Annotated in this window: 14 protein-coding genes; 6 read left to right on the top strand and 8 right to left on the bottom strand. The window is 71.3% G+C overall.

What is annotated here, in order from left to right:
• Positions 1 to 40 precede the first annotated feature (40 nt).
• Together ACZ6B8_RS29235 and ACZ6B8_RS29230 are read left to right on the top strand one after the other, a co-directional pair.
• Positions 41 to 934 carry a deoxyribonuclease IV gene (locus ACZ6B8_RS29235; RefSeq protein ID WP_471609191.1) on the top strand — a complete coding sequence of 298 codons (894 nt, stop codon included), beginning with the start codon at positions 41 to 43 and terminating at the stop codon, positions 932 to 934.
• Positions 935 to 1,015: 81 nt separating this feature from the next.
• Positions 1,016 to 1,522, top strand: a complete 507-nt coding sequence (locus ACZ6B8_RS29230) for a DUF4396 domain-containing protein (protein WP_471609190.1) — start codon at positions 1,016 to 1,018, stop codon at positions 1,520 to 1,522.
• 45 nt (positions 1,523 to 1,567) lie between these two features.
• Here ACZ6B8_RS29230 and ACZ6B8_RS29225 read toward each other — a convergent pair whose 3' ends face one another.
• On the bottom strand, positions 1,568 to 2,200 hold the full coding sequence (locus tag ACZ6B8_RS29225) for a sulfite oxidase-like oxidoreductase (protein ID WP_471075353.1): 633 nt from the start codon (positions 2,198 to 2,200) through the stop codon (positions 1,568 to 1,570).
• 165 nt (positions 2,201 to 2,365) lie between these two features.
• Here ACZ6B8_RS29225 and bfr point away from each other — a divergent pair, with 165 nt between their 5' ends.
• Positions 2,366 to 2,845: a bacterioferritin gene (bfr, locus tag ACZ6B8_RS29220; protein WP_355834117.1), complete on the top strand. Its 480-nt coding sequence runs from the start codon at positions 2,366 to 2,368 to the stop codon at positions 2,843 to 2,845.
• On the opposite strand, the gene ACZ6B8_RS29215 is transcribed toward bfr, so the two are convergent.
• Both ACZ6B8_RS29215 and ACZ6B8_RS29210 read right to left on the bottom strand, forming a co-directional pair.
• Entirely contained in the window at positions 2,842 to 3,108 is a 267-nt protein-coding gene (locus ACZ6B8_RS29215; protein ID WP_471075350.1) for a (2Fe-2S)-binding protein, read from the bottom strand. The genes bfr and ACZ6B8_RS29215 overlap by 4 nt on opposite strands.
• A gap of 133 nt (positions 3,109 to 3,241) precedes the next feature.
• Positions 3,242 to 4,594, bottom strand: coding sequence for a class II 3-deoxy-7-phosphoheptulonate synthase (locus ACZ6B8_RS29210; RefSeq protein WP_471075347.1), 1,353 nt, complete (start codon positions 4,592 to 4,594; stop codon positions 3,242 to 3,244).
• Positions 4,595 to 4,887: 293 nt separating this feature from the next.
• Here ACZ6B8_RS29210 and ACZ6B8_RS29205 point away from each other — a divergent pair, with 293 nt between their 5' ends.
• Positions 4,888 to 6,780, top strand: a complete 1,893-nt coding sequence (locus tag ACZ6B8_RS29205) for an anthranilate synthase family protein (protein WP_471609189.1) — start codon at positions 4,888 to 4,890, stop codon at positions 6,778 to 6,780.
• Here the strand turns inward: ACZ6B8_RS29205 and ACZ6B8_RS29200 are convergent.
• The 5 genes from ACZ6B8_RS29200 to ACZ6B8_RS29180 form a co-directional block, all read right to left on the bottom strand.
• Positions 6,723 to 7,727: a 2-hydroxyacid dehydrogenase gene (locus ACZ6B8_RS29200; protein WP_471075341.1), complete on the bottom strand. Its 1,005-nt coding sequence runs from the start codon at positions 7,725 to 7,727 to the stop codon at positions 6,723 to 6,725. The genes ACZ6B8_RS29205 and ACZ6B8_RS29200 overlap by 58 nt on opposite strands.
• Positions 7,728 to 7,796: 69 nt before the next feature.
• On the bottom strand, positions 7,797 to 8,834 hold the full coding sequence (locus ACZ6B8_RS29195; protein ID WP_471075338.1) for a 6-phosphofructokinase: 1,038 nt from the start codon (positions 8,832 to 8,834) through the stop codon (positions 7,797 to 7,799).
• A gap of 134 nt (positions 8,835 to 8,968) precedes the next feature.
• Entirely contained in the window at positions 8,969 to 9,613 is a 645-nt protein-coding gene (locus tag ACZ6B8_RS29190) for a response regulator (RefSeq protein ID WP_471609361.1), read from the bottom strand.
• 122 nt (positions 9,614 to 9,735) lie between these two features.
• Entirely contained in the window at positions 9,736 to 10,977 is a 1,242-nt protein-coding gene (gene macS, locus ACZ6B8_RS29185) for a MacS family sensor histidine kinase (RefSeq protein ID WP_471609188.1), read from the bottom strand.
• Between the two features lie 73 nt (positions 10,978 to 11,050).
• Entirely contained in the window at positions 11,051 to 11,788 is a 738-nt protein-coding gene (locus ACZ6B8_RS29180) for a lysophospholipid acyltransferase family protein (protein WP_471609187.1), read from the bottom strand.
• 218 nt (positions 11,789 to 12,006) lie between these two features.
• Here ACZ6B8_RS29180 and ACZ6B8_RS29175 point away from each other — a divergent pair, with 218 nt between their 5' ends.
• Entirely contained in the window at positions 12,007 to 12,786 is a 780-nt protein-coding gene (locus ACZ6B8_RS29175) for an alpha/beta hydrolase (protein ID WP_471075331.1), read from the top strand.
• Positions 12,779 to 13,399, top strand: a complete 621-nt coding sequence (locus tag ACZ6B8_RS29170; protein ID WP_471609186.1) for a hypothetical protein — start codon at positions 12,779 to 12,781, stop codon at positions 13,397 to 13,399. Before ACZ6B8_RS29175 ends, ACZ6B8_RS29170 begins: the two co-directional genes overlap by 8 nt.
• Positions 13,400 to 13,530: the final 131 nt, after the last annotated feature.

Genomic DNA, 13,530 nt, shown 5'->3' with positions numbered 1-13,530 from the left:
CGGGCGCTCCGGCTCCCGCGCCCATGCCACCCTGGACGGCGTGAGCAGCGAAAAGTCCCCCAGCGTTCCCCCCGTGCCGTCCCGCAACCCCGTCGGCGGCCATGTCCCCGTGGCCGGCGGCCTCGCCACGGTCGGCCTCTCGTACGCCCGTGATCTCGGCGCCGAAGCCGTACAGGTCTTCGTCGCCAACCCGCGCGGCTGGGCCACCCCGCCCGGCAACCCCCGGCAGGACGAGGCGTTCCGCGCCGCCTGTGCCGCCGAGCGGATCCCCGCGTACGTGCACGCGCCGTACCTCATCAACTTCGGCTCGCACACCGAGGCGACCGTCGAGAAGTCCGTGGAGTCCCTGCGCCACTCGCTGCGCCGGGCCCGTGCGATCGGCGCACTCGGCGTCGTCGTGCACACCGGTTCGGCGACCGGCGGCCGGGACCGCGCCGTCGCCCTGCGGCAGGTGCGCGAGCGGATGCTGCCGCTGCTCGACGAGCTGACGCACGACGACGACCCCTTCCTGCTCCTGGAGTCGACCGCGGGCCAGGGCGCCTCGCTCTGCTCCCGCACCTGGGACTTCGGGCCGTACTTCGAGGCACTGGACGCCCACCCCAAGCTGGGCGTCTGCCTGGACACCTGCCACATCTTCGCCGCGGGCCACGACCTGACCGGCCCGGGCGGCATGAAGCAGACCCTCGACCTCCTGGTGGACACGGTCGGCGAGGGCCGCCTGAAGCTCGTGCACGCCAACGACTCCAAGGACGTCGCCGGGGCCCACAAGGACCGCCACGAGAACATCGGCATCGGCCACATCGGCGAGGAACCCTTCCGCGAACTGATGCTCCACCCCGCCACGGAGGGCGTGCCGCTGGTCATCGAGACCCCGGGCGGCAAGGAGGGCCATGCGGCGGACGTGGCGCGGCTGAAGGAGCTCAGGAGCGTCTGACGACCCTTGAGGAATACCCCTGGGGGGTATACGGTTCCTGTCATCGGCGACAGGAACCGCTATCCGACGTTGGGGGAAGTCATGCAGCACGAGACGCACGCGGGGCATGCAGGGCACGCGGGCCACACACACCACGCCCCGAGCGGCGGAGGCAAGGTCAGCTGGCGCACCGCCGCGCAGGCCACCCTCCACTGCCTCACCGGGTGCGCCATCGGCGAGGTGCTCGGCATGATCGTCGGCACCGCGTTCGGCTGGGGCAACCTGCCGACGATGGTCCTCGCGATCGTCCTGGCCTTCGCCTTCGGCTACGCGCTGACGCTGCGCGGCATCCTCCGGGCCGGCGTCGGCCTCAGGACGGCGGTCCGGGTGGCGCTCGCCGCCGACACCCTGTCCATCGCGGTCATGGAGCTGATCGACAACGGCGTGATCGCGCTGTGGCCCGGCGCCCTGGACGCGCACCTGTCCGACGCGATGTTCTGGTGGATCCTCGCCGTGGCCCTGGTGATCGCGTTCGTCGTCACGACGCCCGTGAACAAGTGGATGATCGGCCGCGGCAAGGGCCACGCGGTGGTGCACCAGTACCACTGATCAGGCGCCGCCGGAGACCGGCCGTCACCGCCGGCCACTCGCAGGTCAGAGCTCGGGGCCGTCCCCGGGCTCTTCCTGGTACGAGTAGCGCTGCTCCCGCCAGGGGTCGCCGAGGTTGTGATAGCCGCGCTCCTCCCAGAAGCCGCGGCGGTCGGCGGTCATGTACTCGATGCCGCGGACCCACTTGGGGCCCTTCCACGCGTACAGATGGGGCACCACGAGCCGGAGCGGGAAACCGTGCTCCGCGGTGAGGAGTTCACCGCCCTTGTGGGTGGCGAAAATCGTGCGGTCGGAGGCGAAGTCCGCCATCCGCAGGTTGGAGCTGAAGCCGTACTCGGCCCAGACCATCACATGCGTCGCGGCCGGCGCGGGCGGCGCGATCTCCAGGAGCGTACGGGCCGACACCCCGCCCCACTCCGCGCCCAGCATGCTGAACTTGGTCACGCAGTGCAGATCGGCGACCACCGTGTCGTACGGCAGCGCGGAGAACTCCTCATGCGTCCAGCAGTGTTTCTCGTGGTCGGCGGTGGCGCCGAAAACCCTGAACTCCCAGCGTTCGGGGCGGAACTTCGGCACCGGGCCGTAGTGCGTGACCGGCCAGCCGCGCTGCAGCCGCTGACCCGGCGGAAGCTCCGGCTCCGCTGCCTGTCGAGATGCGCGTTCCGCCGGCTGACCCATGGCTCCATCCTGACAGACCCGGGACGGTGGACGTGACCAGCCGCAGCCCCCGGGGCACCGATCGGGGCAACTCCTACTAAGCGTGCACTTACTGGACGGCCTCCGAACGCCGGTGCAAGGATGCGCGCTACCTGCCCAGTAACCCGTGCGGAAGGAGCCTCTGCGATGCAGGGCGACCCCGAGGTCATCGAATTTCTCAACGAGCAGCTGACCGCCGAACTCACGGCGATCAACCAGTACTTTCTCCACGCCAAGATGCAGGAAAACTTCGGCTGGACGAAGCTCGCGAAGTACACCCGGTCCGAGTCCTTCGACGAGATGAAGCACGCGGAGGTGCTGACCGACCGGATTCTGTTCCTCGACGGTCTGCCCAACTACCAGCGGCTCTTCCACGTCCGGGTGGGTCAGACCGTCACCGAGATGTTCCAGGCCGACCGTCAGGTCGAGGTGGAGGCGATCGACCGCCTCAAGCGCGGCATCGAGGTGATGCGGACCAAGGGCGACATCACGTCCGCGAACATCTTCGAGTCGATCCTCGAGGACGAGGAGCACCACATCGACTATCTCGACACACAGCTGGAGCTCGTCGAGAAGCTGGGTGAGGCGCTCTACATCGCGCAGCTCATCGAGCAGCCGGAGAGCTAGGCGGCCTCGGGGAGCCGGGTCCCCGGCAGCGGCGCCATCGCGGGTTCACCCTGGTCCACCAGCTCACGGCGGGGGCACGCGCCCCGGCCGAGCAGCGCCTGGATCCGTCGTACGCACGAACCGCAGTCCGTGCCGGCCTTGCAGGCCGACGCTATCTGGCGGGGGGTGCAGGCACCGTCCTCCGCGTGCTTCTTCACCTGCGCTTCGGTGACCCCGAAGCAGTTGCAGACGTACACGCGGTTCACCTCCCGGAGTGGACTCATCGGCTGCGCCGTCCCGATTGATCGGTGAGGCTAACCTAACCTTACCCATGCCCCCGAGTCCACAAAAGCCCTGATACGCCGGTGGGGCGCGGATCACATGGATCCGCGCCCCACTCGTGCGTACGGCGGAGAACTACTGGTCGCGGTACATCTCGGCGACCAGGAACGCCAGGTCGAGCGACTGGCTGCGGTTGAGCCGCGGGTCGCAGGCCGTCTCGTAGCGCTGGTGCAGGTCGTCGACGAAGATCTCGTCGCCGCCGCCCACGCACTCGGTGACGTCGTCGCCGGTGAGCTCGACGTGGATGCCGCCCGGGTGCGTGCCGAGCGCCTTGTGGACCTCGAAGAAGCCCTTGACCTCGTCGAGCACGTCGTCGAAGCGGCGGGTCTTGTGACCGGAGGCCGCCTCGTAGGTGTTGCCGTGCATCGGGTCGGTGATCCAGGCGACGGTCGCGCCGGAGGCGGTGACCTTCTCGACGAGCTCGGGCAGCTTGTCGCGGACCTTGTCGGCGCCCATCCGGACGATGAAGGTCAGCCGGCCGGGCTCGCGGTCGGGGTCGAGGCGCTCGATGTACTGCAGCGCCTCCTCGGCCGTGGTGGTCGGGCCGAGCTTGACGCCGATGGGGTTGCGCACCTGGGAGGCGAACTCGATGTGCGCGTGGTCCAGCTGCCGGGTGCGCTCGCCGATCCAGACCATGTGGCCCGAGGTGTCGTACAGCCGTCCGGTGCGCGAGTCGACGCGGGTCAGCGCCGTCTCGTAGTCGAGCAGCAGCGCCTCGTGGGAGGCGTAGAACTCGACGGTCTTGAACTCCTCCGGGTCGGTGCCGCAGGCCTTCATGAAGTTGAGCGCGTTGTCGATCTCGCGGGCCAGCTGCTCGTACCGCTGGCCGGACGGGGACGACTTCACGAAGTCCTGGTTCCAGGCGTGCACCTGGTGCAGGTCGGCGTAGCCGCCGGTGGTGAAGGCGCGGACCAGGTTGAGCGTGGAGGCGGACGCGTTGTACATCCGCTTCAGGCGCTCGGGGTCCGGGATGCGGGCCTTCTCGTTGAAGTCGAAGCCGTTGACGGAGTCGCCGCGGTACGTCGGCAGGGTCACGCCGTCGCGGGTCTCGGTGCCCTTGGAGCGCGGCTTGGAGTACTGCCCCGCGATGCGGCCCACCTTCACGACGGGCACGGACGCCGCGTACGTGAGGACGGCGCCCATCTGGAGCAGGGTCTTCAGCTTGTTCCGGATGTGGTCGGCGGACACCGCGTCGAAGGCCTCGGCGCAGTCGCCGCCCTGGAGCAGGAACGCCTCTCCCTTGGCGACGGAGGCCAGTCGGGCGCGCAGCTGGTCGCACTCGCCCGCGAAGACGAGCGGCGGATACGACTCGAGGTCCGCGATCACATCGCGCAGAGCCTCGGCATCGGGGTACTCGGGCTGCTGCGCCGCGGGCAGGTTTCGCCAGGTGTTGCCACCGGTGGCGGTGGTCTTAGCGTTCACGGTCACCTCGTCAACATTACGGGGTGCGGGGCCCCGTCCATTCACCCGCTCACCAAGTGAGACGGAGCGACAGCCTCCGCGCGGCCGGGCGGGTGATGCGTGAGCGGGCGGGTGATGCGTTAGGGTGCCGCTCATGCGTACGCAGACGACGAACCCGAACTGGTGGTGGCCCGCTCTCCCGGCGGCCCACTGACTCTGCGCACCCAGACTCGCGAAGGCCGCCCGAGGGGCGGCCTTCAGTGTTTTCCGGGACTTCCCGGGCCGGGCCGTTCCTCTCCGAGGGAGAAGGAACCCCATCGATGCACCTCACCGACCTGCTGTCCGACGACCGGCCGTTCGCCCTGCTGCGGCGGCGCACCCCGGGCCACGACCACGACACGGTCGAGCTCCTCGTCGGCCCGGCCGGCACGTACGACCGTCTCGCGGACGTCCCCGAGGGCCTCGCACTCGTGCCCTTCCGGCAGATCAGGGAGCGCGGCTTCGACGTCCGCGACGACGGCACGCCGCTCACCGTCCTGACCCCCGAGGTGCGCCGCGAGGTGCCGCTCGCCGAGGCGCTCGCCGCGCTGCCCACGCACGACGTGCGGGTCGAGGGCGGCGCCTTCGACGTGGACGACGGCGCGTACGCGGACATCGTGGGGCGGGTGCTGCGCGAGGAGATCGGCCGGGGCGAAGGCGCCAACTTCGTCATCCGGCGCACGTATGAGGGGCACATCCCGGACTTCGGCAGGGCCGACGCCCTCGCGCTCTTCCGGCGGCTGCTCGTGGGTGAGCGGGGCGCCTACTGGACGTACGTCGTGCACACCGGGGAGCGGACGCTGGTCGGGGCGAGCCCGGAGGTCCATGTGCGGATGTCCGGCGGGACCGTCGTCATGAACCCGATCAGCGGGACCTACCGCTACCCGGCCGCCGGGCCCACGGCGGACGACCTGCTCGGCTTCCTCTCCGACGGCAAGGAGATCGAGGAGCTGTCGATGGTCGTCGACGAGGAGCTCAAGATGATGTGCACGGTCGGCGACAGGGGCGGCGTGGTGGTCGGGCCGCGCCTGAAGGAGATGGCCCATCTCGCGCACACCGAGTACGAGCTGCGCGGCAGGTCGTCGCTGGACGTGCGGGACGTCCTGAAGGAGACGATGTTCGCGGCGACCGTCACCGGTTCGCCGGTGCAGAACGCCTGCCGGGTGATCGAGCGGCACGAGTCCGGCGGCCGGGGCTACTACGCGGGCGCCCTCGCCCTCATCGGCCGTGACGCGGGCGGCGCGCAGACCCTGGACTCCCCCATCCTGATCCGTACCGCCGACATCAGCGCGGCCGGGCGGCTGCGGGTCCCGGTGGGCGCCACGCTGGTGCGCGGCTCCGACCCGATGAGCGAGGTCGCGGAGACCCACGCGAAGGCGGCGGGTGTCCTCGCCGCGCTGGGCGTCCGGCCGGGCAGGCCGCGCGAGGAGGGCGCCCGGCCCGCCCTCGTCGCCGAGGACCCGCGGGTGCGGGCGGCGCTCGACGGGCGGCGGGCCTCCCTCGCGCCGTTCTGGCTGCGGATGCAGGAGCCGCGGGACGAGCTGGCCGGGCACGCGCTCGTGGTGGACGGCGAGGACACGTTCACCGCGATGCTCGCGCACGTGCTGCGCTCCCTGGGCCTTCAGGTGTCGGTGCGGCGCTACGACGAGGCGGGGCTGCGGGAGACGGCGCTCGCGCACCGGGGCCCGGTGGTGCTCGGCCCCGGGCCCGGTGATCCGTCCGACCTCACCGACCCGAAGATGCGCTTTTTGCGGTCGCTGACGGCCGAGGTGATCCGTAACCACCCGTACGGCGTGCTCGGCGTCTGCCTCGGGCACGAGCTGATCGCGGCGGAGCTGGGCCTGGAGATCGTGCGCAAGGACGTGCCGTACCAGGGTGCGCAGACCCGCGTCGACCTGTTCGGACGGCCGGAGACCGTCGGCTTCTACAACAGCTTCGTGGCGCGCTGTGACGCGGAGACGCGGGCGGAGCTGGCCGCGCACGACGTGGAGGTGGCCGTGGACGGCGCCGGCGGTGAGGTGCACGCCGTGCGCGGCCCCTCCTTCGCGGGCGTGCAGTTCCACCCGGAGTCGGTGCTGACGCTGCGCGGCACCGGCATCGTGCGGGACCTGCTCGGTCAACTGCTCGTCTCGGCGGGCACCAGGACGTTCTCGGAGCGGCGGCCCGCGCTGTAGTCGAGGACGTTGCGCACCGTGGTGTCGATGATCTGGCCGACCGCGTCCGCCGTGTAGTACGCCTGGTGGGACGTGACGACGACGTTGGGGAACGTGACGAGGCGGGCCAGGGTGTCGTCCTCGACGACCTCCAGGGACTTGTCGAGGAAGAAGAGCCCGGCCTCCGCCTCGTACACGTCCAGGCCCACGCCCGTGAAGCGGCCCGCGCGCAACTCCCCGACCAGGGCGTGGGTGTCGATCAGACCGCCCCGGCTGGAGTTCACCAGGATCGCGTCGTCCTTCATCGTGCGTAGCGCGTCGGCGCCGATGAGGTGCCGGGTGGAGGGCAGCAGCGGCACGTGCAGGCTGACGAGGTCCGCCTCGGCGAGGAGGCGGTCCTTCTCCACGTACGTCATGCCGAGGGCGGCGCAGGCCGGGTTCTCGGCGACGTCCCAGCCGAGCAACCGCATGCCGAAGCCGTGCGCGATACGGGTGAACGCCTCACCGATCTTGCCGGTGCCGAGCACGCCGACGGTGCGGCCGCGCAGGTCGCGGCCCATCAGGCCGTCGAGGCGGAAGTCGAAGTCGCGGGTGCGGTTGCTGGCGCGGACGATGCGGCGGTTGACGGCCATGGCGAGGGTCCAGGCGAACTCGGCCACGGAGTAGGGCGAGTAGGACGAGACGCGGGCGACGGTCAGGCCGAGGCGCTCGGCGACCTGGAGGTCGATGTTGTTGAAGCCGGTGGAGCGCTGGGCGATCATCTGCGTGCCGCCCGCGGCGAGGGTCTGCAGGACGTGGTTGTTCAGGGTCGCGTTGACGCTGGAGGAGATGATCTCGTAGCCGGCGGCGATGGGGGCGGTGTCCTCGTTCAGGAACACATCGAGGCAGCGGACGTCGTGGTGTCCCGCGAAGGCCTTCTCGATCAGCGGCTTCTCGTCGGACTGCACGCCGAACGCGAGGATCTCCATGGGCGCGAGTCTAGGGACCGCCCGCCGGGACGGCACCCGGAGCCCGGGGCCGTCCCTCGGGCGGCGGCGTCAGCCGAAGAAGACGCCGACCTCCCGGTACAGCGCCGGGTCGACCGTCTTCAGCTTCGCCGTGGCCTGCGCGATCGGGACGCGGACCACGTCCGTGCCCTGCAGCGCGACCATCTTGCCGAAGTCGCCGTCCCGTACCGCGTCGATGGCGTGCAGGCCGAAGCGGGTGGCGAGCCAGCGGTCGAAGGCGCTCGGGGTGCCGCCGCGCTGGACGTGCCCGAGGACCGTGGTGCGCGCCTCCTTGCCGGTGCGCCCCTCGATCTCCTTGGCCAGCCACTCGCCGACCCCGGAGAGCCTGACGTGCCCGAAGGAGTCCTGCGAGCCGTCCTTGAGGACCATCTCGCCGTCCCTCGGCATGGCGCCCTCGGCGACGACGACGATCGGGGCGTACGACGCCTTGAAGCGCGAGGTCACCCAGGCGCACACCTGGTCGACGTCGAAGCGCTGCTCGGGGATGAGGATGACGTTGGCGCCGCCCGCGAGGCCCGAGTGGAGCGCGATCCAGCCCGCGTGGCGGCCCATGACCTCGACGACGAGGACGCGCATGTGGGACTCGGCGGTGGTGTGCAGCCGGTCGATCGCCTCGGTGGCGATGCCGACGGCGGTGTCGAAGCCGAAGGTGTAGTCGGTGGCGGAGAGGTCGTTGTCGATGGTCTTGGGGACGCCGACGACCGGGATCCCGTACTCGTCGGTGAGGCGCGCGGCGACGCCGAGCGTGTCCTCGCCGCCGATCGCGATGAGGGAGTCGACCTCGTACTTGGCGAGGTTCTCCTTGATGCGGCGCACGCCGTTCTCCGCCTTGAACGGGTTGGTGCGCGAGGAGCCGAGGATGGTGCCGCCGCGGGGCAGGATGCCGCGGACGGCGGGGATGTCGAGCGGGACGGTGTCGCCCTCCAGCGGACCGCGCCAGCCGTCCCGGAAGCCGACGAAGTCGTAGCCGTACTCCTGCACGCCCTTGCGGACGATGCCCCGGATGACGGCGTTGAGCCCGGGGCAGTCGCCGCCTCCGGTCAGTACGCCAATTTTCTTGGCCCCCATAGGAAAAGTCCCTTCGCCTCAGTGACCTGATGCGAGTCACGCTAATGGTGATCCAGGTCACTCCGGGACGGTGCGAACGGTCAATTCCTGTACTGCGCAGGCGAGTTGATCAAGAACGTTCACCCGTACGAGGGTCACGCGTCGTCCAGGCCCCGCTCGATCGCGTACCGCACGAGCTCCACCCTGTTGTGCAGCTGGAGCTTGCCGAGGGTGTTCTGGACGTGGTTCTGCACGGTGCGGTGCGAGATGACCAGGCGCTCGGCGATCTGCTTGTAGCTCAGGCCCTTGGCGACCAGGCGCAGGACCTCCGTCTCGCGGTCGGTGAGCTGCGGGGCCTTCGGGTCGTCCGGGGTGCCGGCGGCGGTCTCGGTGGCCAGGCGGCGGTACTCGCCGAGGACCAGGCCGGCCAGGCCCGGGGTGAAGACCGCGTCGCCGACGGCCGTGCGGCGCACCGCGTCGATGAGCTCCTCGGTGGACGCGGACTTCAGGAGGTAGCCGGTCGCGCCGGACTTGACCGCCTCCAGGACGTCGGCGTGCTCGCCGCTCGCGGAGAGGACCAGGACGCGCAGCGCCGGGTTGGCGCCGACGAGTTCCTTGCAGACCTGCACGCCCGGCTTCAGCGGCAGGTTCAGGTCGAGGACCAGGACGTCCGGGCCGACCGCCTGCGCGCGGCGGACCGCCTGCTCGCCGTCGCCCGCCGTGGCGACCACGTCGAGACCGGCCTCCGCGAGGTCGCGGGCGACCGCGTCACGCCACATGGGGTGGTCGTCGACGACCATCACCTTGGTCGGGGCGGCGGCGCCGTCCCTCGCCGTCCCCGTGGCCCCACCTGTTTCTGTGGCCCCTGCCGTCCCTGTGGCCTCGGCGGCCTCCGTGGCCGGATTCTTCCTCTGGTGCTCGTTCATCTCGCCTTTCCCGCCTTCCCCCGCGCCTCCCGCGCCTCCGCGCGCGGCACCTTCAGTTCCACTTCTGTCCCCTGGCCCGGCACCGAGATCAGCTCGGCCGTGCCCCCGATGTCCCACAGCCGCCCCCGGATCGACAGCGCGACCCCGAGCCGCCCCTCCCCCTCGGCCTCCGCGAGCCGCCCCTCCGCGATGCCGGGGCCGTCATCCCTGACCGTCACGATCACGTCGTCCGGCTCGTCCTCGACCAGGATCCAGGCGCGGGCGCCGGCGCCCGCGTGCCGGCGGACGTTGTCCAGGGCCGCGCCGACGGCGGCCGCCAGCTCCCGCGCGGCCCGCGGCGCGAGGAGGACCGGCGCGCCCGGCTCGGAGAGCGTCACCCTCGACCCGGCGTGCGGGACGAGAAGCGAGCGCAGGTCGCACGGGGCCGTGTCGTCCGGGTCGTCGTCCGGCACCTCGACCTCGCGTACGACCGCGCCCAGCGAGACGTCCTCCGACGCGTGCGAGGCGGGGACCATGCCCCCGGCGACCAGGGTCCGCAGCGCGACCTCCTGCTCGCCCGCGAGCCGGCCGAGCTCCGCGGCCTCGCCGCCGATGGCCGTGCCGCGGCGCTGCACCATGGCGAGGACCTGCAGGACGCTGTCGCGGATGTCGCGGGCGAGCCGTTCGCGCTCGCGGGTCGCGGCCTCGATCTCCAGGGCGCGGGCCAGGGTGCGCTCGGAGGCGCGAGCCAGCTCCACGACGTAACCGATGGCGATGGAGGCGATGCAGACCAGCAGGACGTTGTGCAGGGTGTCGCGGCTGAACGCGCCGCGCTGCACCACGTTGGCGACGCCCACGAGCAGCGAGGCCGAGGCCGCCCAGCGCCAGCCGCCCTTGATGGCGAAGGCGAGGACGGAGCCGGCCGTCCATATGGAGGGCAGCGTCGGGCCGCCGTCGACGATCCGCTGCTGGGAGTCGGCGAGGGGGGTGAGCAGAATGCCGGCGATGGCCACGGTCAGGTCGGCGAAGAGGAAGCGCCGGGTGCAGCTCGCGGCGTTCGCGACGCGGGGCAGGGTGGCCAGGGTCCAGGGGGCGAGCACCGCGTAGTAGGCGACGGCGAGCCAGGGGCGGTCCAGCTTCTCGTGCGCCGCCACGAAGAGGCCGATCGCGTACAGCATCGTCAGGACGCGGTAGGCGGTGAGCGCGCGCCACAGCGGCTGCTCGACCGACATCCTCATGACTTTCTCGCGCCTGGCCATGTCCCCCACCGCCGTCTTCCCCGCCTGTCGCCCACCCGCCCCGCAGGCGTTCCCCGCCCCTGAACGGACGCTGCTAGGAGCCGGAACGTTCCTTGTCTTCCGTCTTCTCCGCTTCCTTCTCCGCGGCCTTGGCGGCCTTGGCCGCCTCGGTGATCTGGCGCTTCGCGGCCGTCGCGTACATGTCGACGTACTCCTGGCCGGAGAGCTTCATGATCTCGTACATGACCTCGTCGGTCAGCGCGCGGAGCACGAAGCGGTCCTGCTCCATGCCCTGGTAGCGGCGGAAGTCGAGCGGCTTGCCGATGCGGATGCCGGGCCGCATCAGCTTGGGCAGCACCTTGCCGGGCGGCTGGATCTTCTCCGTGTCGATCATCGCGACGGGCAGCACGGGGGCGCCGGTGGCGAGCGCGACGCGCGCGAGGCCGCCGGGCTTGCCGCGGTAGAGGCGTCCGTCGGGCGAGCGGGTGCCCTCGGGGTAGATGCCGAAGAGCTCGCCGCGCTCCAGGACCTCGATGCCGCTCCTGATCGCCGCCTCGCCCGCGCCGCGCCCGCCGGAGCGGTCCACGGGGAGCTGGCCCACACCCTTGAAGAAGGCCGCGGTCAACTTGCCCTTCACACCCGGCGAGGTGAAGTACTCCGCCTTGGCGATGAAGGTGACCTTGCGGTCGAGGACCGCGGGCAGGAAGAAGGAGTCCGAGAAGGAGAGGTGGTTGCTGGCCAGAATCGCGGGGCCTTCGGCGGGGACGTTCTCAAGGCCCTCCACCCAGGGCCTGAAGCCGAGCTTCAGCGGCCCTCCGATGGCAACCTTCATTGCGCCGTAGATCAAACCGAGTGCCTCCTGTTTCTGTGGATCAGACCTTAACCCGGGGTACCGCCAATGGGCCCGACGACCCTGGTCGGTGTCAGCCCGGTCGCGTACGGTGAAGTACTCCTCGCTTCCCCTCGCGGCCCCGCGAAACCCCCTCTCGCCTCTCACGACCCCTGCCACCTCTGACGACCCCCTGCCACCTCTCACGAAGGAGACCGAAGGTGCCGGTCCTCCCCGGAGCCGAGCCGTACCGCCACGAAGGCGGCGAGATCGGCGTCCTCCTCTGCCACGGCTTCACCGGATCCCCGCAGTCGCTGCGCCCCTGGGCCGAGCATCTGGCGGAGCGCGGCCTCACCGTCTCGCTGCCGCTGCTGCCCGGGCACGGCACCCGCTGGGAGGACATGCAGGTCACCGGCTGGCAGGACTGGTACGCGGAGGTGGAGCGCGAGCTGCGCGGCCTCGTCGACCGGTGCGAGCGGGTCTTCGTCTTCGGGCTCTCGATGGGCGGCGCGCTCGCGCTGCGGCTCGCCGCGAAGCACGGCGACGCGATCAGCGGCCTCGTCCTGGTCAACCCGGGGAACAAGGTGCACGGCGCCGCGGCGCACGCCCTGCCGGTCGCCCGGCACCTGGTGCCGAGCACCAAGGGCATCGTCAGCGACATCGCCAAGCCCGGCTCCGAGGAGATCGGCTACCACCGCATCCCGCTGCACGCAGCCCACTCGCTGCGCCGCTTCTTCCGCCTGGTCGACGCCGAACTGCCGCAGGTGACGCAGCCGTTGATGGTGCTGCACAGCCCGCGCGACCACGTGGTGCCGCCCGCCGACTCGGCCCGGATCCTCAGCCGCGTCTCCTCCCGGGACGTCACGGAGATCCTGCTGGAACAGAGCTACCACGTCGCGACGTTGGACTACGACGCGGACCGGATCTTCGAGGAGAGCCACACGTTCATCGACCGGCTCGCCCCCAGCTTCGGCAAGGAAGGGACGGCCACCGGTGGCTGAGCACGAGGCGGACCGCGAGGAGAGCCGCGAGCCCGAGAAGGTTCCCGGCAAGGGCGAGGAGCCGCGCGAGGGCCTGCCCCTGGACGAGGACGCCGCCTGGCAGGCGATCGTCGCGGGATACGGCGAGGAGCCCGCGGACCCGCCGGGCGCCAAGCCCTTCAAGTCGGTCGACGGCCTGGCGCTCCTGGAGGCCGAGTCGAACGGGCCCGCGGGCGGCCCGGCGGGCGGCCGGCCCGAGGACGCCGAGGACGAGCCGGGCACCGGCAAGCCGCTCGGCAGCTCCGTCTCGTTCGCGCCCGGCGTCGGCGGCCCCCGCGACTACACCGCCCCGGAGCCCTCCGAGGGCGACTTCGACGCCGACGACGAGGGCCACTTCGTGCCGCCGGAGCCGCCGCCGCTCCCCGACGCGGACGTGACCGCCAAGTTCGCCTGGCTCGCGGTGCTCGGCGGACCACTGCTCATCCTGCTCGCGGTGCTGTTCGGCTGGCAGATGACGTGGTGGCTGACCACGCTCGGCATCGGCGGCTTCCTCGGCGGCTTCGCCACGCTGGTGATGCGGATGGGCGGCGACGACGAGGAGGACGAGGACCCGGGGCGCGGCGCGGTCGTCTGAGCCCGGCAACAGCGAGAGGGCCCGTCCGGACAGCTCCGGGCGGGCCTTCTGTGTGCCCGCACCCCGGTCCCCGCACCCCGGATGGAACTCGATCCCGCCCAGCGGCGAAGGAGAGGTGAACCACCGAAAGA

The sequence above is a fragment of the Streptomyces sp. NPDC041122 genome (assembly GCF_055592445.1).
The sequence above is the reverse complement of the archived record's forward strand: the minus strand, read 5'-3'. Positions and strand labels throughout refer to the sequence as shown.

Bases quoted from the DNA above. Each gene is read 5' to 3' on its own strand.
- ACZ6B8_RS29230 (WP_471609190.1), top strand. From the start codon at position 1,016: ATGCAGCACGAGACGCACGCGGGGCATGCAGGGCACGCGGGCCACACA.
- ACZ6B8_RS29225 (WP_471075353.1), bottom strand. From the start codon at position 2,200: ATGGGTCAGCCGGCGGAACGCGCATCTCGACAGGCAGCGGAGCCGGAG.
- bfr (WP_355834117.1), top strand. From the start codon at position 2,366: ATGCAGGGCGACCCCGAGGTCATCGAATTTCTCAACGAGCAGCTGACC.
- ACZ6B8_RS29215 (WP_471075350.1), bottom strand. From the start codon at position 3,108: ATGAGTCCACTCCGGGAGGTGAACCGCGTGTACGTCTGCAACTGCTTC.
- ACZ6B8_RS29205 (WP_471609189.1), top strand. From the start codon at position 4,888: ATGCACCTCACCGACCTGCTGTCCGACGACCGGCCGTTCGCCCTGCTG.
- ACZ6B8_RS29200 (WP_471075341.1), bottom strand. From the start codon at position 7,727: ATGGAGATCCTCGCGTTCGGCGTGCAGTCCGACGAGAAGCCGCTGATC.
- ACZ6B8_RS29195 (WP_471075338.1), bottom strand. From the start codon at position 8,834: ATGGGGGCCAAGAAAATTGGCGTACTGACCGGAGGCGGCGACTGCCCC.
- ACZ6B8_RS29190 (WP_471609361.1), bottom strand. From the start codon at position 9,613: ATGGTCGTCGACGACCACCCCATGTGGCGTGACGCGGTCGCCCGCGAC.
- macS (WP_471609188.1), bottom strand. From the start codon at position 10,977: ATGGCCAGGCGCGAGAAAGTCATGAGGATGTCGGTCGAGCAGCCGCTG.
- ACZ6B8_RS29180 (WP_471609187.1), bottom strand. From the start codon at position 11,788: ATGAAGGTTGCCATCGGAGGGCCGCTGAAGCTCGGCTTCAGGCCCTGG.